This is a genomic window from Acuticoccus sp. MNP-M23 (assembly GCF_031195445.1).
Taxonomy (GTDB): Bacteria; Pseudomonadota; Alphaproteobacteria; order Rhizobiales; family Amorphaceae; genus Acuticoccus.
In genome coordinates this window covers 1,105,298-1,127,894 of the sequence record NZ_CP133480.1, presented here as the reverse complement: position 1 = coordinate 1,127,894, position 22,597 = coordinate 1,105,298, and the positions used below count along the sequence as shown (strand labels likewise).

Sequence of the window (22,597 nt, the reverse complement as noted above, 5' to 3'; positions counted from 1 at the left end):
ATGTCGAAGCGCCCTTTCCTTGGCTGGTTCGCCTCGCCGTCGATCCTGATCGCGGTGGCGATTGCGGCGTCGTTCCTCGCCATCGTGCAGTACAGCCTGCGCGCCCACATTGCGGGCGAACTCGACCCCGGCGGCTATACGCTGGAAAATTTCACGACACTGTGGAAGGCGGTCTACGGTCAGGCCTTCGTCACCACGGTGATGCTCTGCTTCTGGACAGCGCTGTTCACGCTCCTCATCGGCTACCCGCTGGCCTATGCGATGGTCCGTGCCAAGTCCGCCACGCTGCGCAGCGCCATCCTCCTGATTTCGCTCACTCCGCTCTTTCTGGGCGAGATCGTGCGCACCTATTCGTGGATGATCGTGCTCGGGAACCGCGGTTTCGTGAACACCGTCCTGACATCGGTGGGCCTCATCGACCGGCCGATCAGCTTCATGTTCACGGTGACGGGCGTGGTGATCGCGCTGGTGCACTTCACCTTGCCGATTGTGGTGGTGATGCTGGCCGCCGCGCTCTCTCACATCGACCGCAACCTCGAACGCGCCGCCACCTCGCTTGGCGCCGGGCGCATCCGCACCTTCCTCACCGTCACGCTGCCGCTTTCGATCCCCGGCATCGTGGCGGCGACCTCGACCGCGTTCGCGTGGACCTTTTCGGCCTTTGCCACGCCGCAGATGATCGGCGGCGGCAAGGTGCAGACCATATCGACCATGGTCTACCAGGTCGGTTTTGCCTCGTTCAACTTCCCGCTCGCGGCCTCGCTGTCGCTGGTCGGGCTGCTGTTCACGGTCGCCGTGCTCACCGTTTTCAACACCGGCATCCATCGCCTCGAAAAGATCGGAGCCCACTGACGTGAAAAAGACCTTTCTCGACCATGTGCTCGACTGGGCCGGCCGGATCGCGATCACCGCAATCCTGGGCTTCGTCCTCTTGCCGTTCGTGGTGGTCGCCATCGCGTCCTTCAACGACAGCGCCATCTTGTCCTTTCCGCCGAAGGACTGGTCGCTGCGCTGGTACGCCAACGTCTTCGAATATCGCGATTTCGCCGAGGGCTTCGTCAACTCGCTGAAGGTTGCCGCCATCGGCGCGACCATCGGACTGGTCGCGGGTGCCGGCTTCGCCTATGTGCTCGACCGCTACGACTTCGCGCTGAAAGGCCTCCTCAACGGCGTGCTGATGTCGCCGCTCATCATCCCCAACTTCACCATCGGACTTGGGCTTCTGATCCTGTCGGCCGCAGCGTCCCTGCCGCGCTCGCTCTGGCTGGTGGTGACGGTTCACGTCATCATCGTGCTGCCGTTCGTGGTGCGCTCGGTTTATGTCTCGCTGCGCAACTTCGATCGCCGGTTCGAGTATGCCGCCGAAAGCCTCGGCGGCACGCCGCGGCACATCTTGTTCACCATCACGCTGCCGCTTCTTTTGCCGGGGCTCGTCTCGGGCGGAATGTTCGCCGCGATCCTGTCGTTCAACGAGTTCACCGCATCGCTCTTCGTGGTGAACCAGAGCACCCAGACGCTGCCGGTCGCCATGTACAATTACGTGCGCGAATACGCCGACCCGACGCTGGCGGCAGTGTCCGTCCTCTACGTCGTTGTGGTCGCCGCAACGCTCATTGTCGTCCACAAATTCTTCCGCCTCGAAAAGGTTCTCAATGTCGAGTGAAATCGCGCACGAGATGCCGCAAGCATCCGAGGAGTCGCCCGCCGTCAAGATCGACGGCGTCGCGAAGTCGTTTTCCGGCGCGGTGGCGCTCGAACCGGTGTGGCTGAAGATCCGCCGCGGCGAGTTCCTGACGCTGCTCGGCCCGTCGGGCTGCGGGAAGACGACGCTCCTCAACCTGATTTCGGGCTTTCTGGAGGCTGATCGGGGCGAGCTTTTCATCGGCGATGAGCTGGTCACGCAGGTGCCGCCGCACCGCCGCGAGATCGGCATCGTGTTCCAGAACTATGCGCTCTTCCCGCACATGAACGTGGCGCAGAACGTCGCCTACGGCCTCAGGACGCGACGGGTTCCGCGCGCTGAAACCGCCGAACGGGTGCGCGAGGCGCTGGCGCTGGTCAAGCTGCAGGATTTTGCGGACCGCCGGCCGAAACAGCTTTCGGGCGGGCAGCAGCAGCGCGTTGCGCTGGCGCGTGCACTGGTGATCCGCCCGCGCGTGCTGTTGCTGGACGAACCGTTCTCCGCGCTCGACCGCAACCTGCGCACCGCGATGCAGGTGGAGCTGAAGGAGATCCAGTCCCGCCTCGGCCTCACCACCGTTTTCGTGACCCACGACCAGAGCGAGGCGCTCAGCCTGTCGGACAGGATTGCGGTGATGTCGCGTGGCCAGATCCGCCAGATCGGCACGCCGAGCGAAATCTACGACCACCCGCAAAGCCACTTCGTCTCGCAGTTCGTCGGCGACGCCAACATGTTTCGGGCGACACGCCAGCCTGCCGCCGGAACCGCGGTGGCCGTGGACGTCGGCGGTACGTCCTACGGTTTCACGCCCTACCAGAACGATCTTCCCGCCGCCGGTCCCGTGACGCTCTTCGTCCGCCCCGAGCAATGCCGCCTGACTGCGGCAGGTGAGGGCGGCGCCGTCCCCGCGACCGTGGCGCTGTCGGTCTACCAGGGGAGTTACGCCGAGCTTCATCTGGAATGTGCGGCTGCCGAGGAAGGCCGCGTCATGCTGCGTGTTCCCGCCAGCGAGGCGCTTGCAGCCGGTACGTCCGTCGGCATCCACCTGCCCGAAAACGGCGCAGCCATCTTCGCCCCCGAAGGAGACGCCGCATGAGCCAGACCATGAAGGCCGTCATCGCCGCCTCCGCCGGTGGACCCGAGGTCCTGAGCGTGGTCGAGCGTCCGTTGCCCGCGCCCGGTCCCGGCGAAGTGCTGATCCGCGTCGCCGCAGCGGGGGTGAACCGCCCCGACGTCATGCAGCGCGCAGGCGCCCTGCCGGCGCCGGCCGATGCCTCCGACATCCTCGGCCTCGAAGTCGCGGGTCACGTCGAGGCGGTGGGGGAGGGCGCTGGCGGGCTCACGGTTGGCAGCACGGTCATGGCGCTGGTGAAGTGCGGCGGCTATGCCGAAGCGGTGGTTGCCAAGGCCGACCAGTGCCTGCCGGTGCCAGACGGGATCAGCCTCACCGAGGCGGCGGTCCTGCCCGAAGGCCTCTTCACCATCTGGCACAACCTTTTCGATCGCGGCCGCCTTGGCGCCGGTGATCGCGTCCTGATCGAAGGCGGTGCCAGCGGCATCGGCACCCTTGCCTTGCAACTGGCCCTCGCCAGGGGCGCGAAGGTCATCGTCACCGCGGGCGGGCCGGAAAAATGCGCTGCGCTCGAAGCGATGGGTGTTGACGCCATCGACTACCGCGAGGCCGACATTGCCGCCGAAGTGATGCGGCTGACCGATGAGCGCGGCGTCGACGTGGTGCTCGACATCCTCGGCGGTGACGCAATCAACCGGCATCTCGCCTGTATGGCCCCCGGCGGCCGTCACATCGGCCTTGCTTTCATGACGGGCATGGTCGCGCCGGTGGATCTCGGCCTTCTGATGCGCAAGGGCCTGTGGCTGAGTTCGTCCACGCTGCGCCCGAAGAGCGATGCCGAAAAGGCCGCAATTGCGACAGACGTGCGGTCGCACCTGCTGCCGCTGATCGGCCCCGGCAAGGTGCGTCCGGTGATGTCCGAAACCTTCCCGCTGGCGGGTGCCGCCGCCGCACACACGTTGCTGGAGAGCGGGCGCAATCTCGGCAAGATCGCCCTCATCGCCTGAACCGGCCCCTCCATTTCACACGAAAGTCGATCCATGGCGCATCTCCGTCACCGCAAGTTCAACACCCGCGACACCTACCCGGAGCAAAAACTCGACAACGATCTGGCGCAGGCCGTGGTCGCCAGAGGCGGCACCACCATCTTCCTGCGCGGCCAGTGCCCGCAGGATCTCGATACGGCGGAAAACATCACGGGCAACGACCCGGTCGAGCAGACCCACAAGGTGATGCGCAACATCCGCCAGCTGGTCGAGGAATGCGGCGGACAGATGGAGCATGTCACCAAGCTTGTGGTCTACCTCACGGACGTTCGCCACCGCGAGGCGGTCTACCGCACGATGGGCGAATACATCAAAGGCGTGCACCCGGTCTGCACCGGTCTCGTGGTGGTCGCGCTGGCGCGGCCGGAATGGCTGGTCGAGATCGACGCCACCGCCGTGATCCCCGACTGATCCCCCCACCGCACCTGACAAGGCGGCGCAGACCGCAATCCTCCCGGGAGTTCTCATGACGTTTTCCATCATCGGCCACTGCACCGACACCGGCATGTTCGGCGTCGCTATCTCGTCTTCGTCGCCTGCGGTGGCGGCGCGTTGTTCGTTCGCCCGTGCGGGCGTTGGCGCGGTGGCAACGCAGAACGTCACCGACCCGCGCCTCGGCCCCCATGCGCTCGACCTGATGGAGCGCGGCGCAAGCCCGTCCGAAGCGCTGGCGATCATCGAGCGGAGCGGCCAGCACATGGCCTACAGGCAGGTCCTTGCCGTAGGCCGCACGGGAGAGAGCGCGATCTACTCCGGCGGCAACGTGCTTGGCCTGTGGTCCGAAACGGAGGGGCAGGACTGCGCCGCGGCCGGCAACCTTCTGGCCGACGCCGCGGTGCCGGAAAAGATGGTTCAGCATTTCGGATCGGCGAAGGGCCACCTCGGGGCGCGCCTTCTCGGGGCGCTTCAGGCGGGGCTGGACGCTGGCGGCGAGGCCGGGCCGGTCCATTCGGCCGGTCTCCTGTTGGTCGACAAGCAGAGCTGGCCGCTGGCGGAATTGCGGATCGACTGGACGCAGGACTGCCCGATTGCGGCCCTTGCTGCGGCATGGACCGTCTACGAGCCGCAGATGGACGCCTACGTCACGCGCGCGCTCGATCCGCGGGAGGCCCCGTCCTATGGCGTTCCCGGCGACCAGTGACTAATCTGTGCAGGCGCTCGGCTCCACCGCCCATCCGGCTCAAGGTCGCTCCATGCCCCTCAGGTTCACGTTGCGACAACTGGAATATTTCATCGCCGTCGGTGAGGCCGGCAGCATCGCTCTGGCGTCCGACAAGGTGAACGTGACGGCGCCTTCCATGTCATCGGCCATTGCGCAGCTCGAAGCCGGGTTCGGGGTCCAGCTTTTCACCCGGCGGCACTCGCAGGGCTCGGTCCTGACCCCCACCGGAGAGCGGTTCCTCGAACAGGCGCGCGAGGTTCTGAAGGCGGCCGCCGCGCTCAACGACATGGCGAACATCTACACCGGCAGCGTCCGCGGTTCGCTGCGGGTTGGCTGCATGCGCACGTTCGTCCAGCTGATGGTGCCGCAGCTGCGCCGCAGTTTTGAGGAAAAATACGCCGACGTCGATTTCGCCCAGGTGGAGCTGGATCAGGCGCAGATCTTCGAGGCACTGGGATCGGCCCGGATCGACCTTGCGCTCACCTATGATCTGTCGCTGACCAGCGACATCGACTTTCAGCCGCTTCAGTCGCTGCCGCCCTTCGTGATGGTCGACGAGGCGCATCCGCTCGCCGGGCGCAAACAGGTGACTGTCGAGGACCTGACCGATCACGCCATGGTCCTGCTCGACCTGCCGCACAGCGCCGACTATTTCCTGTCGCTGTTCCGGACCCTCGGGCGCCGCCCGCGGATTGCCGAACGCACCGGCGGAATCTCCATCCAGCGCAGCCTGGTCGCCAACGGGTTCGGCTTTGGCATATCGAACATGCGCACGGTCTCTCAATCGTCGATGGACGGCAAACCGCTGAAATTCATCCCGCTGACAACCGACGTGCCGCCGCTTCGGCTCGGCATTGCGATGGCGCGCGCCGCGCACGTCTCGCGCACGATCCAGGCCTTCATCGACCACTGCCATGAAGCCGCCGACGCCGGCAAACTCCCCGGCCTCGTGAGCTGAACCATGCCCCCGATCCCCGACGTTGCCGACATTCTCGCCCGCCTCGTGGCGTTCCCCACCATCTCGCGCCAGTCGAACCTTGCGCTTCTGGGCATGGTGGAGGGCTTGCTCGCCCCAGCCGGCGTTCGACTGGAGCGGTTCCACAGCGAAGATGGCACCCGCGCCAACCTGTGGGCCAGTCTCGGCCCCGCGGGATCGGGCGGGGTGGTTCTCTCCGGCCATTGCGATGTTGTCCCCGTCGAGGGACAGGACTGGACCGGCGATCCCTTCGCGCTCCGTGCGGAGGGGGACAGGCTGTTCGGTCGCGGCACCGCCGACATGAAGGGCTTTCTGGCGGTGGCGATCCACGCGATGCTCCGTGCAGCGTCACGGCCGCTCGCCCTGCCGCTTCATCTGGCGATTTCCTATGATGAGGAAATCGGCTGCCTCGGTGTGCGCGGGATGCTCGACGTGCTTGGCACCCGGCCCGAGCATCCGGCGCTTTGCATCATCGGCGAGCCGACGGGGATGCGCATTGCCAACGGCCACAAGGGCAAGCGCGCCCTGCGGGCCTGTTGTCACGGGCAGGAAGGCCATTCGGCCATGGCGCCCGACGCGCTCAACGCGCTTCATCTGGGAGCAGCGTTCATCGCGCGCCTTCAGGACCGGCAGGACCAGCTCAAGGCCACCGGCGCGCGCGACGATGCGTATGACATCCCTTACTCGACCGTCCACGTCGGGATCATGCACGGCGGTACCGCGCTCAACATCGTCCCCAACCGCTGCGATCTCGAATTCGAGATCCGCAACGTTGCCGCCGAAGATCCCGACGCGATCCTCGCCGGCATTTTTGAAGACGCCGAAGCCGTCGCAGCGCCCCACCGCAACCGCTTTGCGGATGCGCGGATCGAGGTCGAGGCGGTCTCCGGCTATCCCGGCCTCCAAACCGCGGCAGACAGCCCCGCGGTGGCGCTCCTGCAATCGCTCCTGGGGCGCAACGATCCCCTCATCAAGGTCGCTTTCGGGACCGAGGGCGGCCTGTTTCAGGAGGCGCTGGACGTCCCGGTGCTGGTTTGCGGTCCGGGTCACATGGCGCAGGGCCACAAGCCGGACGAGTTTGTCAGCGTGGACCAGCTTGCCGAGTGCGAGAGGCTCCTCTTTGCAATCACCGATGCCCTGGAAGAGGGCGGAACACCGGCCCTCGCCTCCTGAACCGGGCAAGACGCCTGCGTCCGGCTGAAAATCCAACACCTTGGAGAACCACCCATGAAGATTACCGACGTTTCGGTCAGCACGCACCGTTTTGACACTGTGCTGCCGGTGGTGGATCGGCCGGGCCCGTCCGAGGTGCGCGTGATCTGCACGATTTCCACCGACACTGGCCTCACAGGCACCGGGATGACGGCGCGCTTTCTGCCTGCGGCCGTGGCGGCGGCGATCCAAAGCCACCTCGGCCCGGCCATTGTCGGCCTCGACCCGTGCCGGCCGGCCATGGTGACGGGCCGCCTGATGCCGCTCGTCTCAGAGCGCGGCATCGCCAATGGCGTCAACCGCGCGGCGCTGTCGTGCATCGATCTGGCGCTCTGGGATATTACCGGCAAGGCGCTTGGCGCGCGGGTCTCGGACCTCTTCGGCGGCTTCGCCGACGATGCACCCGCCTACGTTACCTGCGGCTTCCCGAACCTTGATCGTGACGAGCAGGCGGCGCTCTGCAAGGCGATGGTGGGGGAAGGGTACGGGACCATCAAGATGGTGGTGGGGCACAAGGACGGACTTGCCGAGGACGTCGCGCGCATCCGTGCGATCCGGGCGGCGGTGGGCGAGGGCGTCGGCATCGCGATCGACGCCAACGAGAAGTTCTCCTACGCCACCGCACTTCGCCTGTGCCAGATGCTGGATGGCGAACCCATCGCCTGGTTCGAGGATCCCGTCTTCAACAACGACGCGCGCGATCTCGGCCGGCTGCGCGCTGCGACCGGCATTGCCGTCGGCGCGGGCCAGATGGATGGCCACGCGCGCCGCTTCCGCGAGTTTGCCGAGCACGACGCACTCGACCTCTACATGCCCAACAGCATGTACAATGGCGGGATGAGCGAGACGCAGCGCGTCGCGGCGCTCGCCAACGTCAACGAGCGGCCGCTGTCGGATGCAGGCGGCGGGGGCATCTATTGCCTCCACCACATGACGGCGTTTCCGGGTGCAACCCTTGCCGAGGTCCATCTCGGCACGCTTCATCTGGAGCGCCAGCTCTTCACCGAAGCGCCGCGCGTTGAAGGCGGGCGATCGGCCCTGCCCGACGGTCCCGGTTTTGGCGTGACCCTCGATGCGGACGTGCTGCGCGGCACGCTGATCTAGGAGCAATTCCCCCCGCGTCAGTCGAGGACGCGGGGGAGCCAGAGTGCGAAGCCGGGCTGAGCGGCAAGCAGCAGAAGCAGCGCGATGGTGGCAACGAGGAAGGGCGTGTTGGCCCGCAGGGCGGACATCACGTCCACCCTGGCGATCTTCGCCGCCACCACCAGGGAGAGCGCAACGGGCGGCGTCACCTGGCCGATCACCACCGTGACCACGATGAGAATGCCGAAGTGGAGAAGATCCACATCCAGCGCGATCAGCGTCGGCAGGAGGATCGGCACGATCACCGGGATCAGCGGATCGAGGAACATGCCCGCAATCAGCGCGACGAGAAGGAGCGCACACAGCGTCAGGAACGGGCTGTCTGCGATATTTGCGGTATCGATCAGGGCGGTGAGTTCGGCCGGCACCTTGGCAAGCGACAGCGCCCAGCCGAGGGCTGCCGAGATTCCGACCACCAGCATGATCTCGCCCGTCAGGATGACCGTGTCGACAGCTGCCTTGTAAAGCCGCGCGAAGGTGAGCTGGCGGTAGAGCGGGCCGGCGAGGATGATCCCGTAGGCGACGGCGAATGCTCCGGCCTCCGACGGCGTGAACACGCCGAGGACGAGCCCGGACAGGATGATCGCCGGCATGCCGAGCGGCGGGATTGCAGACCGCCCCGCCCGCAGCGCGGTCCGGATCTCGAACGGTGCGCCGCGCTCGAAGCGGCCGCCGCGGGCCATCACCGCCACCACGCCCATGAAGACGAGGGCAAGGAGCAGTCCCGGCACCACACCGGCCAGAAAGAGCGAGGAGAGCGAGACCCCGGTGACGGCCGAATAAAGGATCATCGGCGAACTTGGCGGCAGTAGCGGGCCGATGCCGGAGGAGGACGCCGACAGCGCTGCCGCAAATGCGGGCGGATAGCCGCGCTCCTTCATGGAGGGAATGATGACCGAGCCGGTGCCCGCCAGATCGGCGACCGAGGTGCCGATCATCCCGCCGAAAAGAACGCTGGTCGCCACGTTGACGTGCGCAAGGCCCCCGCGGAAATGGCCGACCAGCGCCGCCGCGAAGGTGAAGAGCCGCGCCGTGATGCCGCCGACATTCATGATCGCACCGGCGAGCACGAACAGCGGCAGGGCGAGGAGGACAAAATCGTCGATCGCCTGGATGGTCTGCTGCGCGAAGGCCAGCTGCCATGCGCCCGTGATGAGGAAGTAACCGGCGGTGATGGAGGCGAGCGAGACCACCAGCGGAACGCCGACGATCACGAGGAGGCACAGGAGTGCCATGGCAAGGCCCGCAAGGATCATCGGAACCTGCGGATCTTGAAAACGGCGACCCCGATGGCAACCAGCGCCATGGCCGCCGCAGCCAGCGGGAGCGCTGCAATGTAGACGCCTTTGGGAAAGCCGAAATAGGGCGTTTTGTCGGTGCCGAAGAGGCCGAAATATTGCCAGCCCACGTTTGCGATGAACGCGAACGTCACGGCCGCCAGCGCGTTGGACGCGACCACGATCGTCTTGCGAACGGGCGGCGCGAATTTTTCCAGAAACGCGGTGGAAGCGATCATCTGCCCGCGCTCCAGCGCCAGATAGGCACCGATCATCACAACCCAGATGAGCAACGTCGCGACAATCTCTTCCGTCCACACCAGCGGACGAGAGAAGAGATAGCGCCCGCACGCGTTGATGAGGACGAGCCCGACGATGAGGCCGAGAGCGAGAACACCGGCCACTTCCACCACTTTGTCGACGAATGCCAGAGGCCCCGGCAAAGCGGGGCGCTCCACATGGTCCCCCTCGCCGACGTGGGCGACCTCGCGCGCGATGTCGTCGTAGGAGGACCCCTTCGTCACAATTCGGACTCCGCCTCGACGTCCGCCATCAGCCGCCCGTAGCCGGGCCGTGCGCCGGCTACGCCCATCACGTTCAAAGCGCCCCACATCGACGCCTGGATGGCCGAGATGACCGGTTTGCCCAGCTCCTCCTCCAGCGCCTTGATGAGCGCGATGGAGCGGAAGTTGGTGCAGGAAATGAACACCGCGTCCGCATCCGGCGTGTCGACGGCCTTGCAAAGCTCCCAGATGTCGTCGAGCGGGACTTCCGCCAGCGCCTGGTCTTCGGTGATCGACAGGAAGCGCCCGTCGGTCACCGGATGGCCGTTGGCGCCGAGCCATGCGGCGCACCGCTCGTGCACTTCCTCGACATAGGGCGTTGCAAGCGCGACCTTGCCGATGCCAAGCGATTCCAGCGCGCGAACGCAGGCGGTTGCCGTCGTCAGCGCCGGGGTGCCGCCGGACCAGCCCTGCATCCGCGCCGTCGTCGCTTCGTCCCAGGCGTTGCCGTGGAGGAAGGACGCGCTGGTGCCGCCGAACAGCACGACATCGACCGGCGCGCCCGCCACAAGACGGATGCTGGTCTCGAACTCAGGCGATTCCACCATCGCGCCAATGTCGTGCACGTTGATCTTGCCGATGCGAATGCGGGAGGTGTGGACCGACACGCCGGGTGCCGCCATCGCCCACATCTCGTTTTCCATCACCACGGACGAGTGGAGGTAGACGAGCCCGATCCGGCCCTTGTCCCCCCACCCGTCGGGCATGAGGCGTGCGGGATCTACGCCTCGCTCGAATGCCATCTCGCTCAGTTCCCTTCGATGGTGGAGGTTGCCTTGTCCATGAAGTCCGGGCCGACAATGCTGCCGATTTCGTCGTAGATCGGCGGCACGGCTTCCTTGAAGGCGGCAAGGTCGATCTCGTTGACTTCCATGCCGGCGGCCTTGAACTCGTCGAGCAGGCTGGCGGTGTTGTCATCCGACTGTGCGCGGGAGGCTTCCTTGGCCGTTTCTGCCGCCGCCATCACGGCGTCCTGCTCTTCGGCGCTGAGGCCGTCCCAGGTCTTCGCATTCATGACGAGCGTGATCGGCGTATAGACGTGGCGCGAGAGGGACAGGTATTTCTGCACCTCGTGGAACGACATTTCGCGGATGGTACCGAAGGGGTTTTCCTGCCCGTCGAGCACACCCTGCTGCATGGCGAGGTAGGCTTCGCCAAGGTTCATCGGCGTGGGGGCAGCGCCCAGCGTTTCGAAGGCCATGATGCGGGTGGAGGAGCCGGGCGTGCGCAGCTTGAGCCCGTCCAGATCCGCCGGCACCACCACAGGGCGCACGTTGTTGGTGATCATCCGGAAGCCGAGTTCGCCAAAGGCGAGAAGCTTCAGGCCGGTGCGCTCGAGCAGGCTCTCGGCGTACATGGCGCCCAGTTCACCGTCGAGCGCGGTGCGTGCCGTCTTTGCGTCGGGGAAGAAGAACGGTGCATCGAAAAGGGCGAAATGATCGTCGATCTCGACCACGTCGGAACCCATCGGCACCACGTCGACCTGGCCGGCGCGGACCAGCTCCATCTGGGCGATTTCGTCGCCAAGAACGCCGCCGTCGAAGATCTCCACGTCGAATGCGCCCGGCGCCTCTTCCTCAAGCGCTTCGGCGAAGGAGCGCAGCATGAAGTTCAGCGGCTCGCCCTGCGGCGTTTCCACCGAAAGGCGGAGCGGTGTCTGCGCTTGCGCGCCAGCCATCCCGAGGGCACCGGCCACCAGGGCGGCCGCGGTAAGGGTCGCAAACTTGCGCATTGATCTCACTCCGTCGTTGGATTGTGTCTGTGCGCGGCCCCAGACCGGAACGAGCTTCCGCGAAGAAGCCTTCGCCGGTTGCCACTCACACCACCGACGCTTCAGCATCTCATTGAAGAATGCAAATGCGACAACGCGCTGAATTCGATGATTTGCGCCGAAACGATGAAGATAATCTCCGTTATCGCTTTTCCTGATGAAGTAGATAGAGTTGATTGGCGCAATAATTACGCAGAAATTGCCTAACAATAGGGCGCGAATTGGGCGTTCGACTGATTGTTGGTCCGAAATCACTGCTAAGTTGAGGCGTTTAGCTGCGTTGGCGCGAAAATTGCTACGGGCGATAGCGTCTGCCAATGGCAAATCGCAACTGGATTGGCGAACCTGATGAACGCGTCCCTGCGCGGGCTGTCCTACATCGTTGCGGCCGCGGAATGCGCCAACGTGTCCGAGGCGGCGCGGCGGCTCAATGTATCGCAACCATCCATTTCCGCTGCCATTTCGCAGTTCGAGGAGAAGTTTGCGGTCCAGATCTTCATCCGCCGGCACGCGCGCGGGGTGATGCTGACCCCGGCCGGCGAGCGTATCGTTCGCGAGGCGCGCATGCTGCTGACCCATGCGCAGGATTTTTCGCAGATGGTCAGCGAGCTGGGCGAAGGGCTGACCGGCGAGGTCGTGGTCGGTGCGTTCCCGAGCCTTGCAATCCGCTACATGCCCCAGCTCCTCGGTTCGCTGGCGGAGCTTCATCCGGGCATTGTGGTCGTGCTGCACGAGGGCGATCAGGACGAGCTCCTCGCGGGCCTCGCCGAAGGCCGGATCGAGGTGGCGCTGTCCTACACGTTGGCGGTCCCGGGCGATGTGACGGTGGAGCCATTGCAGCGTCTCCATCCCCATGCCGTGCTGGCCGCCCGCCACCCCTTGGCAGGGTCGCCCGCAGTGGACCTCAAAGCACTGGCAGGCGAGCCGTTCCTGCTCCTCGATCTGCCCCATTCGCGCGATTATTTCCTGCGCCTTTTCTCCGCGGAGGGGGTGCAGCCACAGATCGCCCACCGCTCTCGCTCCACCGAGCTGTTGCGAGGTCTCGTGGCCCACGGGCGCGGCTACACGCTGCACAACGCACTGCCCGATACGCCCTACACCTACGACGGCGGCCGGGTGTCGATGGTTCCCCTCAGCGGGACCCGCGAGCCGACGGAGGTGGCGATCCTCACGTCGCACCGCGCGCGGCGGCGCCCTGCGGTCTCCGTCCTTCTGGACCATGTGCGGCACTATTTTGGTGAGGAAGGCACAAGGATGCGCAGTGCCCACGCGCTTCCCTAGTGATGCGCGCGCACCGACCGCGGGCGGTCGCTTGAAACCCGCAACCAGGGGCTTCCCATATCCCCCCTGGGGGGATATATCCGCGGCATGAAGAAACAGCCCGCGAACACACCCCTCACTGCCGGCGAGCAGCCCGCCGGGCATCAGCACACGAGCCACCCGCTGGTCATCAAGCGGCTGAAGCGGGCGCACGGGCACCTCGCGGCCGTTGTCGGAATGATCGAGGCGGAGCGGCCTTGTGTGGACATCGCGCAGCAGCTTCATGCGGTGGAAAAGGCACTCAGTCGGGCCCGGCGCGTGTTGATCGAGGATCATATCGACAATTGCCTCGATGCTGCGGTCCGCAGCAGCGGCGAAGGGCAGGGCGCCGATCTGGCCGAGTTCAAAGCAATCACGCGGTACCTCTGAGATGCTGTCCGTTCTCGACAACCGCATTTATCGTCATCTCTTCGCCGCGCAGGTGCTGTCGCTTCTGGGGACGGGGCTGACGACCGTCGCGCTCGGGCTGCTCGCCTACGATCTTGCCGGCGCGGATGCGGGGCGCGTTCTGGGCACCGCGCTCGCACTCAAGATGATCGCCTATGTCGGGATCGCGCCGATTGCGGGTGCGCTCGCCGGCCGTGTGCCGCGCCGCGCCTTCCTTGTCGGACTCGACCTTGCCCGCGCGGCGATGGTCCTTTTTCTGCCATTCGTGACCGAACTCTGGCAGGTCTACGGGCTGGTGTTCGCCTTCCAGGCCTGTTCGGCAGCCTTCACTCCAACCTTTCAGGCCACCATTCCGGAGGTTCTTGCCGACGAACGCGCCTACACAAACGCGCTTTCGTTGTCCCGTCTCGCCTACGATCTGGAATCGCTCGTCTCCCCGATGGTGGCGGGCGCGCTGCTCACGCTGGTGAGCTTCCACTGGCTGTTCGTGGGCAATGCGCTCGGCTTTCTCGCATCCGCGGCGCTGGTCGCGTCCGTTGCGCTGCCCGCGGTGCGCGGCAAGAACTCCGCCAAGCCATTCTTGCGGCGGCTGACGCGCGGCAGCTGGATCTATCTCGCCACGCCCCGGCTACGGGGGCTGCTTGCGCTCAATTTCGCGCTCGCTTCGGCGGGCGCGATGGTGATCGTCAACACCGTCGTTCTGGTGAAGGGCGAACTGGGTGGCAGCGACGGTGACGTCGCGATCGCGTTTGCCGCGTACGGGCTTGGCTCCATGGTTGTGGCGCTCGCATTGCCGCGCCTTCTCTTCGGCGGCCCTCAGGACCAGCCACAATTCGCGCCACGGACGGTGATGCTGGCCGGCAGCGCGATCCTCCCGGTGGCGCTCGTGCTCGCCAGCGCATCGTCCAGCCTCGTGGCCATCTCAGGGTTGTGGGGCGTGATGGGGATCGGCGCATCGCTGATCCAGACGCCGGCGGGGCTGCTGCTGCGCCGTTCGTCCCATGCCGAAGACCGCCCCACGCTCTATGCCGCGCAGTTTGCCCTTTCGCATGCCTGTTGGCTCATCACATACCCTGTGGCCGGTTGGCTTGGATCGAGCTTCGGTCTGGGGCCGACATTCATTGTGATGGCGCTCGGTGCAATTTTCGGCACCGCGGCGGCCGCGGTTCTGTGGCCGCGACACGATCCCGATGTAATCGACCATTTTCACGATGCCGTCGAGCACAGTCACGATTTTGCTGACGACGTTCACCACGGCGCCAGCGCCATCGACCAGCTGTCGACGGACTGGCACCGCCATCGGCCGGTCCGGCACGCCCACCCATTCGTCATCGACGATCACCACCCGGTGTGGCCCGCCGGCCGATAGTTCGGGGACGTGGGCAGCATCCCTCCAGGAGCGGCTGCCGGGTCTCGGGCGCCAACGCAGAACGTCCGCTCATAGCAACGCTTCAGCAGTGGCAGGGTCGCACCCGCCGCGCTGACCGGAGCGGCGGTTTTCTGCGCACCAATTCGAAAAATATCGGCTGCTCGACGCAATATGCAAAGGCATTCGCCCTGCCAGGGCCTTTGGATGATGCTTGCAAACCTGGTTCGATGAATCCGGGTGCATTGTCTGGAACGTGCAAGGCCCATGTCAAAAAGCAGCATAAAACTCCGACCTGCCGCATCGACGATCACAACTGGCGTAATTCTGGCGACCATGTTTGTTGCCGCTGGCAGCCAACCAGTTTTCGCGGAAAGCGCCGAAGCAAAAAAGATCCTGAGAAAGATGTCGGATACGCTGGTGTCTCAGACATCAATCGCCTTTGCGTATGACACGGCGCTCGATGTCGTAACGGACGAGGGGCAGGTCGTCAGCATCGCGTCGTCTGGCGGGGTCGCTTTCGATCGCGACGGTCGTCTTCACGCGACCCGGACCGGTGGCTTTTCCGATGTCGAAATGATGTTCGACGGGACGGATGTGACGGTCGCCGGCAGAAACGCCGACGCCTACGCGACGGCTGAATATTCCGGCAGCGTCGAGCAGTTGCTCGACGTCCTGCATGACCAGTACGGCTTTCCGGTCCCCGGCGCCGACATTCTGGTCGCAGATCCCTATGCGGTGCTGATGGACGGCGTCACCGACGTCAAGGATCTCGGCGCGGGCGTGATCGGCGGCGTGATGTGCGACCACATCGCGCTTCGGACCGAAACTGTCGACTGGCAGATCTTCGTGGCGCAGGGCGACCGCCCCCTGCCGTGCCGGTACGTCATCACGTCGGAGGATATCGAAGGCGCACCGCGCTACCAGATCGATTTCGACGACTGGGCGACCGGCGGCAAGGTCGCCGAAGCCGCCTTCACCTTCGACGCGATGGACGACGCGACGTTGGTCAGCTTCGAAGAACTGCGCGCCCTCGCCAACGAGATTCCGTCCCACTTCAAACTTGGAGACCAGTGATGACCGTCAAGACGCGCGTCAGCCTCTTCGCCTTGTCGATCCTGCTCGTGGCCAGCGTCATGGAGAACGGCACCGGAGTGTCGGTTCCCGGGGTGAGCAGCATTGTCGGGCCAGCTCACGCAATCGTCGGGCGGCCTCTCACGCCGTTGAGCGTCGCAGGCGTGGCGCGCCGTACCACACGGCGCACGATCCGCCGCTGCGCCCGCCGCATGTACGGCTGCTGACCGAGCGGACGGGGACAGCCCTCGGCTCGGTAGCGGCACACTTTATGCGGCGAACTTTCTGTTGGCCGTATTCGGCATCGAAGAATCCGTAACGTTGCCGATCCAGTAAAGCTGTTTCGAGAGAAATGGCCAAAAGTTCCACTCAAGGAGGAATAGATGAGGCACTGTTTATTGCAGAATGATCGGCTTCGTAGCCGAACATCTGGAACGGGTGCAGCCTGGGGCGCGCGGGGTCTTGCCGCTGCGCTTTCACTTGCCGTTCTGGTGCCTGCTGCAGCAATTGCACAGGATGCCGGTAATCCCCGTGGCTCGACGACCGGGCCGACCTCGGCCAAGGGCTTCGACTACCCGGGATTCTCGCTCCACATGAAGGGTGTGAAACCGGCCGACAACATGTACCCCGCGCTGCAGCGTCCCGATCAGGACAAGGCCGCAGTGGCCAAGCTCGAAGCGCTGGAAGCCAAGACCGGCAAGAAGCCGAACATCATGGTCTTCCTGCTCGACGACGTGGGCTGGATGGACATGGGCTTCAACGGCGGTGGTGTCGCCGTCGGCAACGCCACGCCGAACATGGACGAGCTGGCAGAAGACGGCCTCCTGCTCACTTCCGCCTACTCCACCCCCTCCTGCTCACCGAGCCGCGCGACCATCCACACCGGCCAGAACCCGCTGCACCACGGCATCCTGCGGCCGCCGATGTACGGCGAGTCCGGTGGCCTCGACGGTGCGACCACGCTGCCCAAGCTCCTGAAGGACAAGGGTTATACGACCCAAGGCGTCGGCAAGTGGCACATGGGCGAGAACAAGGGTTCGCTGCCGCAGAACGTCGGCTACGACGACTATGTCGGCTTCCTCGGCGTGTCGGACATGTACACCGAGTGGCGCGATATCTACCTGAACCCGGAAATCGCGCTGTCCCCGTCCCGCTTCGACATGATGGTTGAGGACGAGTTCAACCACAACGAAGTCCACTGCACCGCGGCGGACACCGAGAAGTGTGAAGACGGCAAGCTGATCGACCTGGATTACATCAAGGATCTCGACCAGCACTGGAAGGACGTCAGCCTCGACTTCATCGAGAAGCAGAAAGACGCGGACGATCCGTTCTTCCTGTATCACGCCACGCGCGGCTGCCACTTCGACAACTATCCGAGCGACGACTACGCCGGCAAGTCCGCGGCGCACACCGTGTACTCCGACTGCATGGTCGAAATGGACGACGTGTTCGGCTCTCTGGTCGACAAGCTGGAAGAAACCGGCCAGCTCGAAAACACGCTGATCCTGCTGACCTCGGACAACGGTCCGGAATGCGAGATCCCGCCGCATGGCCGCACGCCGTTCCGTGGCTGCAAGGGCTCCAACTGGGAAGGTGGCGTTCGCGTCCCGACCTTCGCCTACTGGAAGGACATGATCCCGGCGCGCCGTTCCGATGGCCTGTTCGATTTCGCCGACATCCTGCCGACCGCCATGTCGATCACCGGCGTCAAGGGCGGCGATATCGGCAAGCTCTTCGACGAGAAGACCTACATCGACGGTGTGGACCAGATGTCGTTCCTTCTTGCAGACGACGGCGAATCCAACCGCCGCAGCCGGCCCTACACCATCAACCAGTACTTCGGCGCGATGCGTATCGACGAGTTCAAGTACATGTTCACTGGCGAGATCCAGGACTCGATCGTGCAGAAGGGTAATTGGGGTGGCTTCAGCGGCACCATCTTCCACGACACCGGCGGCGCCGTCATGTTCAACCTTTACGCCAATCCGCAGGAAGACGTGAACGTCGGCATCCGGCACATTCCGGCCACCGTGCCGCTGATGTCGGCCTCGGGCGACTACATGGCCGAGCTGATGAAGTTCCCGCCGCAGTTCAAGATCGGCTTCGTGGGCAACAACCCGGCGCTCTACAACCTGGCGCCCGAAGTCCGCGGTGGCGTGGAGAAAATGCTCAAGGAACGCGGCGTCGGTCGCCCGACCCCGTAACCGGCATGCCGAATGAAACGCGGCTTCGCTGAACAGCGACCGCGTTTCTGACGCTGCCTTTCATGAGCACGAAAAGCGACGCAGGGCCCTCGAAAGCATGGCCCTGCGTCAAACCTTTTCAGCAACAAAATGACAGGCTCTCAAATGTCTCTGCGTCCGAACCGCCGCTCGCCCCGATCCCTTCTCTCCGTCACAATGCTTTCGGCTGTGGCGGCGCTGCTTTGCAGTTCGCCGGCAATGGCTCAGGACAAGGCCGATGAGCTTGCCAAACAGCTGTCGAACCCCATCGCCAGCCTCGTCAGCGTGCCGTTCCAGTACAACATCGACTTTGGCATCGGTCCCGATGGCGACGGCGTCAGCCAGACGCTCAACATCCAGCCCGTCATCCCGATCCGGATCAACGAGAGCTGGAATCTCATTTCCCGCACGATCGTCCCGGTGAAGTGGGAGACCAACATCTATCCCCGCGACGTGTTCGGCATCGGCGACACCGTGCAAAGCCTGTTTTTATCGCCCACCGCACCAGGGCCGGGTGGCCTGATCTGGGGCGTCGGCCCCGTGTTCAACCTGCCGACGGCCACGGACAAGCTGCTCGGAACCGGGCAATTCGGCATCGGCCCCACAGCAGTCGGACTCATCCAGGAAGGGCGATGGACCTTTGGCACGCTCGCCAACCACATCTGGTCCGTGGACAAGAATGCAGAAGTCAACGCCACCTTCGTGCAGCCATTCGTGGCCTATGCGCTGGGAAGTGGCCAGACGCTGACGCTCGACACCGAAACCACGTACAACTGGAACAGCGAGCAGGCGACGGTGCCGATCAACGCCCAGTACACCAAGGTCTTCACGATCGGAGACCAGCCGGCGAGCTTTCAGGCTGGTGGGCGCGTGTATGTCAACCGCCCGAAATACGGTCCGGACTGGGGCCTGCGCGCCAACTTCTCGCTCTTGTTTCCGAAGTAGGCCGGGCCGGAAACCATCGACCGGCGTGTTGCTGGTGAGCCGGCGTTTCAGCGCGATGCTGGAGCGCCGCGCAACGTTCGGCAAACCGAATCTCTTCTGAAGCCGCCAGTCTCCTGGTGGTTATTTCCCAATATACAAATCTCAAAGGTTATTTTATGCATCATTTCCGGTGAGGGTGATTGTCTGACCGAGCGAAGGAAGATTTTTTTTGGCATTTTCCGTCGATCTCACGCGGGCCAACGGGTTCGGCCCGCTGCCACGCCTTCTTGAGGAACGGGCTGGCGAGCACGCGTTTCTGAAAACGTTCGAGTCGTTGAAAATCCCGTACGCGGTCATTGATTCGCCGCAAATGCCGATCCCGCTCAGCGCGATGGTTGCGCTCTTCGATCGGTCGGCCCGCATCCTCGGCGACCGCGCCTTCGGCCTCGAAGTGGGGCAGATCATGGCCGCGAATGCCTACGGACTCTGGAGGCAGTACGGCGCGACGGCACCTTACCTCGCCACCGCAATCAGACGTCTCTGCGCCACCCTCCCGATGCATCAGACCGGAGCCGGCCTTTCGCTCAATCGGACCGGGGAGCGCTATATCTGGCGGTATTCGATCCGGCCCTTCGAGGCCAGTGTCCAGACGCATGCCGATCACGTCATCGGCCCGATGCTTCTGCTCTGCCGGCAATATCTGGGCCTCGACTGGGAGCCCGAAGCCATCGAGCTCAACTACAAGCGCGATGCGGATGCCGGACTGATCGAGGAGAAGCTGCAGGCTCCTGTTTTTTTTGAAAAGCCCGGCATCGGCATTGTCCTGAAGCCGACCGATCTGTCCGAGCCTCTCAAGACCGCGCTGGCGCAAAACAGACCCCCGATAACGATGCGAGAGGTTGTGGCGGAGGGGGTGATTGCCGATCAGCCGGAGCCGGCGCGGTCGATCGGGGCCCTTGTGGCCCTGCGTCTTCTCGATGGCCGCGCCGACATCGACGGCACGGCCGAGATGGCCGGCCTCAGCGTACAGGGGCTTCAGCGGCGGTTGCGGCAAGGGGGCTTCTCCTACCGCGAGATCGTCAATGTCGCGCGCCAGAAGCGCGCCGAGGCCCTCTTGCAGGACACCGAACTGTCGATGGTCGATATCGCGCTTTCTCTGGGCTACGAAGATCATGCCACCTTCAGCCGCGCATTCCGGCGGCAGGTTGGCTGTCCCCCCTCGACCTACCGGGAGGCCACCAGCCGCACCCGGCAGAATCGGCAACCCTTGCGCGCAGACTGAAGGGGCGACGCTCATGCCGCCTTGGCGGGGTTCGCGATCTGCGACAGGTCCAGATCCTGGCCCGCCAGAGAAACACCCTTTTCCTTGAGAGCCTTCTGCAGCTTTGCGAAGGCGTGGCGGCGAAGCCCGAACTGCTGGCCCGGAACCGCGGTGAACTTGCAGCCGATTTCGTAGCTCCGCCCGGTGATCGAGATCGCACCCTGCGATTTCAGCGGTGCGATGATGCTGTCCTTCAGTTCCGGATTGAGCGCCATCTCCTCGCCCACCTTCTTGACCAGCTTGCGCACCATCTCGACGTCGGTGTCGGCCGGAACACGGAACGAGAACTTCATCACCGCCCAGTCGCGGCTGTTGTTGCGGATGGTCCCCATCTTGGAGAAGGGCACCGTGATGAGCGCGCCGCGCGAGTGGCGCAGCGTTGCCGAACGCAGCGAGATCCGCTCGACCGCGCCGCCGCCGGCATCGGTCTCGATGTATTCTCCGACCCGGAGCGCATCTTCGTAAAGGTAGAACAGCCCGCTGATGATGTCGGTGACGAGGGTCTGGGCGCCAAAGCCGATCGCGAGCCCGAGGACACCGGCCGAAGCGATCAGCGGCGCAATGTTGACGCCGAGCGACGTGAGCGCGGTGAACATCGTCACGAGGATCACCAGCACGAACGAGGCGCCCCGCAGGATGGGCAGGATCGTGTCCATCCTGTCGCCGCCACCGCCACCCATCTCGCCATGCTCGACCGGGGCGGCATCGTCCTCGGCGTCATCGCCATGCGCTTCGCCGAGGATACCGAGGATCGCCCGCCACACGGCAACGCCGACAACGACGATCACGCCTGCTTCCATGATGCGCGGCACGACGGCGGCAAACCCAGTGGCCTCGGTCTCGCCAAAGGGCTGGATCCCCCAGGCGGTGAACAGGAGCGACGCGATGCCGACGATCACCGCGCCCTCCGCAAGCGCGAAGGCGGCAAGGACCATCGGCGTCTTCTCGTTGTCGTCGAGTTCGCTGACCCAGATCCGGATCCCCGCAATCACCAGCGGGGCGAGCACGAGGAGAAACACGGTGGACCCTGCGCCGGACGCAGCAGCTGCGCCCAGAAGGCCCAGGGCGCCGAGGCACTTCACCATCACATCGAGAATGACGAGGATGATGAAGACCGAGACCGTCCGCCGCGCGATGCGTGTCCCCCAGCCCGGCTTCGCCTCGCCATCGCTGGCGAGGGAGCGTCCGATCAGATTGCCGAGCGGTCTGCGGATTGCGGTGAAGAAGAGAACCGTCGCAAGCCCCAGCGCGACCGCGAGCGCGAGGCGCGGAAGCTCGCCGGAGGCATGTGTGCCGACCGCCATGGTGACGAAGCCGCGCAGCGTTCCGATGAGGCCGACCGCGATTGCGATGGCGACACCCGCGCGCTGGACCACCCGCGCCTCAGCGTCGGTAAAGCCCATCAGGCGGCGTTGCGGCGCGGCCGGCGCGGCGTTGACGGAGACAAACAGATAAAGAATGCGCGCGAAAACCACCGCCATGATCACGGCACGGCCGAGAATGCGGGCCTCGCTGTCGAGATGGAGGAGGCGCCCGGCCATGAAGGCCACGACGGTGAAGACCGCAAGCGCGATCAGCCGCGAGGCAACATATCTCGCCGCGCGCGGTGCACGATCGCGCAAGCGCCCGCTGGCGGCGCCGGGCGCGTCCTTGCCAAGGCCCCTCAGCGCCGTGAGACGGACCACCCATTCTGCCACGATTCCCGCCGCGATTGCGGCCAGCATGTAAAGGATCGGGGTAAGGCCGCCGGCCGCTGCAATGGCGCTGGCGAGATCGGCGGGGAAGGATTTCGCCGCCACCACGGCCGCGGCGAACGCATCGTCCAGGCTCGGCGGAGCGGAGGCCGCCGCCGGGGCGACGAACCCCGCCTCGGGGAAAATCGCATGGATCCGTGAAAGTTCTTCCACCGGCGTGTTCGCGGGGACAGTAATGACAATGTCTGACACAGCGCGGTCACGATCCATTTGTTGCTTGAACTGAGAAACTGTTGCCGAATTCTGAGGTCTGCCCTTTGCAATTTGCGTCAGGCCGCTATGGAAGACGCCGGGCGACGTTCGCAAAGGCGGTGACGCAAATT

22 protein-coding genes are annotated in these 22,597 nt (G+C 64.9%); 17 read left to right on the top strand and 5 right to left on the bottom strand.

The window, feature by feature from the left end:
* From RDV64_RS05335 to RDV64_RS05295, 9 genes are read left to right on the top strand one after another with little or no spacing between them, the layout of a single operon-like run.
* Complete coding sequence (locus RDV64_RS05335; protein WP_309198241.1) at positions 1–852, top strand: ABC transporter permease; 852 nt, start codon at positions 1–3, stop codon at positions 850–852.
* 1 nt (position 853) lies between these two features.
* Complete coding sequence (locus RDV64_RS05330; RefSeq protein ID WP_309198240.1) at positions 854–1,663, top strand: ABC transporter permease; 810 nt, start codon at positions 854–856, stop codon at positions 1,661–1,663.
* Positions 1,653–2,777 carry an ABC transporter ATP-binding protein gene (locus tag RDV64_RS05325; RefSeq protein ID WP_309198239.1) on the top strand — a complete coding sequence of 375 codons (1,125 nt, stop codon included), beginning with the start codon at positions 1,653–1,655 and terminating at the stop codon, positions 2,775–2,777. The genes RDV64_RS05330 and RDV64_RS05325 overlap by 11 nt, the downstream gene beginning before the upstream one ends.
* Positions 2,774–3,760: an NAD(P)H-quinone oxidoreductase gene (locus RDV64_RS05320; RefSeq protein WP_309198238.1), complete on the top strand. Its 987-nt coding sequence runs from the start codon at positions 2,774–2,776 to the stop codon at positions 3,758–3,760. Before RDV64_RS05325 ends, RDV64_RS05320 begins: the two co-directional genes overlap by 4 nt.
* 33 nt (positions 3,761–3,793) lie before the next feature.
* Positions 3,794–4,210: a RidA family protein gene (locus tag RDV64_RS05315; RefSeq protein ID WP_309198237.1), complete on the top strand. Its 417-nt coding sequence runs from the start codon at positions 3,794–3,796 to the stop codon at positions 4,208–4,210.
* A gap of 55 nt (positions 4,211–4,265) precedes the next feature.
* Positions 4,266–4,940: a DUF1028 domain-containing protein gene (locus tag RDV64_RS05310; protein WP_309198236.1), complete on the top strand. Its 675-nt coding sequence runs from the start codon at positions 4,266–4,268 to the stop codon at positions 4,938–4,940.
* A gap of 52 nt (positions 4,941–4,992) precedes the next feature.
* Positions 4,993–5,919 carry a LysR family transcriptional regulator gene (locus tag RDV64_RS05305; RefSeq protein WP_309198235.1) on the top strand — a complete coding sequence of 309 codons (927 nt, stop codon included), beginning with the start codon at positions 4,993–4,995 and terminating at the stop codon, positions 5,917–5,919.
* A 3-nt stretch (positions 5,920–5,922) separates the two neighbouring features.
* Entirely contained in the window at positions 5,923–7,110 is a 1,188-nt protein-coding gene (argE, locus tag RDV64_RS05300) for an acetylornithine deacetylase (RefSeq protein ID WP_309198234.1), read from the top strand.
* 54 nt (positions 7,111–7,164) lie between these two features.
* Entirely contained in the window at positions 7,165–8,253 is a 1,089-nt protein-coding gene (locus tag RDV64_RS05295) for a mandelate racemase/muconate lactonizing enzyme family protein (RefSeq protein ID WP_309198233.1), read from the top strand.
* A gap of 17 nt (positions 8,254–8,270) precedes the next feature.
* Here RDV64_RS05295 and RDV64_RS05290 read toward each other — a convergent pair whose 3' ends face one another.
* From RDV64_RS05290 to RDV64_RS05275, 4 genes are read right to left on the bottom strand one after another with little or no spacing between them, the layout of a single operon-like run.
* On the bottom strand, positions 8,271–9,548 hold the full coding sequence (locus RDV64_RS05290) for a TRAP transporter large permease (RefSeq protein ID WP_309198232.1): 1,278 nt from the start codon (positions 9,546–9,548) through the stop codon (positions 8,271–8,273).
* A complete protein-coding gene (locus RDV64_RS05285) occupies positions 9,545–10,093 on the bottom strand; it encodes a TRAP transporter small permease (RefSeq protein ID WP_309198231.1) in 549 nt (182 codons plus the stop codon). The genes RDV64_RS05290 and RDV64_RS05285 overlap by 4 nt, the downstream gene beginning before the upstream one ends.
* Positions 10,090–10,875 (bottom strand): Asp/Glu racemase, encoded by a 786-nt coding sequence (locus RDV64_RS05280; RefSeq protein ID WP_309198230.1) that lies wholly within the window; start codon positions 10,873–10,875, stop codon positions 10,090–10,092. The genes RDV64_RS05285 and RDV64_RS05280 overlap by 4 nt, the downstream gene beginning before the upstream one ends.
* Positions 10,876–10,880: 5 nt before the next feature.
* On the bottom strand, positions 10,881–11,864 hold the full coding sequence (locus RDV64_RS05275) for a TRAP transporter substrate-binding protein (RefSeq protein ID WP_309198229.1): 984 nt from the start codon (positions 11,862–11,864) through the stop codon (positions 10,881–10,883).
* 387 nt (positions 11,865–12,251) lie between these two features.
* On the opposite strand from RDV64_RS05275, the gene RDV64_RS05270 reads away from it, so the two are divergent.
* The 8 genes from RDV64_RS05270 to RDV64_RS05235 all read left to right on the top strand — a co-directional run bounded on the left by RDV64_RS05270 (position 12,252) and on the right by RDV64_RS05235 (position 20,481).
* Positions 12,252–13,184, top strand: a complete 933-nt coding sequence (locus RDV64_RS05270) for a LysR family transcriptional regulator (protein WP_309198228.1) — start codon at positions 12,252–12,254, stop codon at positions 13,182–13,184.
* Between the two features lie 87 nt (positions 13,185–13,271).
* Entirely contained in the window at positions 13,272–13,592 is a 321-nt protein-coding gene (locus tag RDV64_RS05265) for a metal-sensing transcriptional repressor (protein WP_309198227.1), read from the top strand.
* Position 13,593: 1 nt separating this feature from the next.
* Positions 13,594–14,979, top strand: a complete 1,386-nt coding sequence (locus RDV64_RS05260; RefSeq protein WP_309198226.1) for an MFS transporter — start codon at positions 13,594–13,596, stop codon at positions 14,977–14,979.
* Between the two features lie 264 nt (positions 14,980–15,243).
* Positions 15,244–16,053 (top strand): DUF2092 domain-containing protein, encoded by an 810-nt coding sequence (locus RDV64_RS05255; RefSeq protein ID WP_309199435.1) that lies wholly within the window; start codon positions 15,244–15,246, stop codon positions 16,051–16,053.
* A complete protein-coding gene (locus RDV64_RS05250) occupies positions 16,053–16,277 on the top strand; it encodes a hypothetical protein (protein WP_309198225.1) in 225 nt (74 codons plus the stop codon). The genes RDV64_RS05255 and RDV64_RS05250 overlap by 1 nt, the downstream gene beginning before the upstream one ends.
* Before the next feature lie 366 nt (positions 16,278–16,643).
* Complete coding sequence (locus tag RDV64_RS05245; protein WP_309198224.1) at positions 16,644–18,257, top strand: sulfatase-like hydrolase/transferase; 1,614 nt, start codon at positions 16,644–16,646, stop codon at positions 18,255–18,257.
* 237 nt (positions 18,258–18,494) lie between these two features.
* Entirely contained in the window at positions 18,495–19,220 is a 726-nt protein-coding gene (locus RDV64_RS05240) for a transporter (protein WP_309198223.1), read from the top strand.
* Between the two features lie 208 nt (positions 19,221–19,428).
* Positions 19,429–20,481 carry an AraC family transcriptional regulator ligand-binding domain-containing protein gene (locus RDV64_RS05235; protein WP_309198222.1) on the top strand — a complete coding sequence of 351 codons (1,053 nt, stop codon included), beginning with the start codon at positions 19,429–19,431 and terminating at the stop codon, positions 20,479–20,481.
* Positions 20,482–20,492: 11 nt separating this feature from the next.
* On the opposite strand, the gene RDV64_RS05230 is transcribed toward RDV64_RS05235, so the two are convergent.
* The gene (locus RDV64_RS05230) at positions 20,493–22,427 is read right to left on the bottom strand and encodes a mechanosensitive ion channel family protein (protein ID WP_309198221.1); all 1,935 of its coding nucleotides are present in this window, start codon (positions 22,425–22,427) and stop codon (positions 20,493–20,495) included.
* Positions 22,428–22,597: the final 170 nt, after the last annotated feature.

Bases quoted from the DNA above. Each gene is read 5' to 3' on its own strand.
- RDV64_RS05335 (WP_309198241.1), top strand. From the start codon at position 1: ATGTCGAAGCGCCCTTTCCTTGGCTGGTTCGCCTCGCCGTCGATCCTG.
- RDV64_RS05325 (WP_309198239.1), top strand. From the start codon at position 1,653: ATGTCGAGTGAAATCGCGCACGAGATGCCGCAAGCATCCGAGGAGTCG.
- RDV64_RS05320 (WP_309198238.1), top strand. From the start codon at position 2,774: ATGAGCCAGACCATGAAGGCCGTCATCGCCGCCTCCGCCGGTGGACCC.
- RDV64_RS05315 (WP_309198237.1), top strand. From the start codon at position 3,794: ATGGCGCATCTCCGTCACCGCAAGTTCAACACCCGCGACACCTACCCG.
- RDV64_RS05310 (WP_309198236.1), top strand. From the start codon at position 4,266: ATGACGTTTTCCATCATCGGCCACTGCACCGACACCGGCATGTTCGGC.
- RDV64_RS05305 (WP_309198235.1), top strand. From the start codon at position 4,993: ATGCCCCTCAGGTTCACGTTGCGACAACTGGAATATTTCATCGCCGTC.
- argE (WP_309198234.1), top strand. From the start codon at position 5,923: ATGCCCCCGATCCCCGACGTTGCCGACATTCTCGCCCGCCTCGTGGCG.
- RDV64_RS05295 (WP_309198233.1), top strand. From the start codon at position 7,165: ATGAAGATTACCGACGTTTCGGTCAGCACGCACCGTTTTGACACTGTG.
- RDV64_RS05290 (WP_309198232.1), bottom strand. From the start codon at position 9,548: ATGATCCTTGCGGGCCTTGCCATGGCACTCCTGTGCCTCCTCGTGATC.
- RDV64_RS05280 (WP_309198230.1), bottom strand. From the start codon at position 10,875: ATGGCATTCGAGCGAGGCGTAGATCCCGCACGCCTCATGCCCGACGGG.
- RDV64_RS05275 (WP_309198229.1), bottom strand. From the start codon at position 11,864: ATGCGCAAGTTTGCGACCCTTACCGCGGCCGCCCTGGTGGCCGGTGCC.
- RDV64_RS05270 (WP_309198228.1), top strand. From the start codon at position 12,252: ATGAACGCGTCCCTGCGCGGGCTGTCCTACATCGTTGCGGCCGCGGAA.
- RDV64_RS05265 (WP_309198227.1), top strand. From the start codon at position 13,272: ATGAAGAAACAGCCCGCGAACACACCCCTCACTGCCGGCGAGCAGCCC.
- RDV64_RS05260 (WP_309198226.1), top strand. From the start codon at position 13,594: ATGCTGTCCGTTCTCGACAACCGCATTTATCGTCATCTCTTCGCCGCG.
- RDV64_RS05255 (WP_309199435.1), top strand. From the start codon at position 15,244: ATGTCAAAAAGCAGCATAAAACTCCGACCTGCCGCATCGACGATCACA.
- RDV64_RS05250 (WP_309198225.1), top strand. From the start codon at position 16,053: ATGACCGTCAAGACGCGCGTCAGCCTCTTCGCCTTGTCGATCCTGCTC.
- RDV64_RS05245 (WP_309198224.1), top strand. From the start codon at position 16,644: ATGAAGGGTGTGAAACCGGCCGACAACATGTACCCCGCGCTGCAGCGT.
- RDV64_RS05240 (WP_309198223.1), top strand. From the start codon at position 18,495: ATGGCTCAGGACAAGGCCGATGAGCTTGCCAAACAGCTGTCGAACCCC.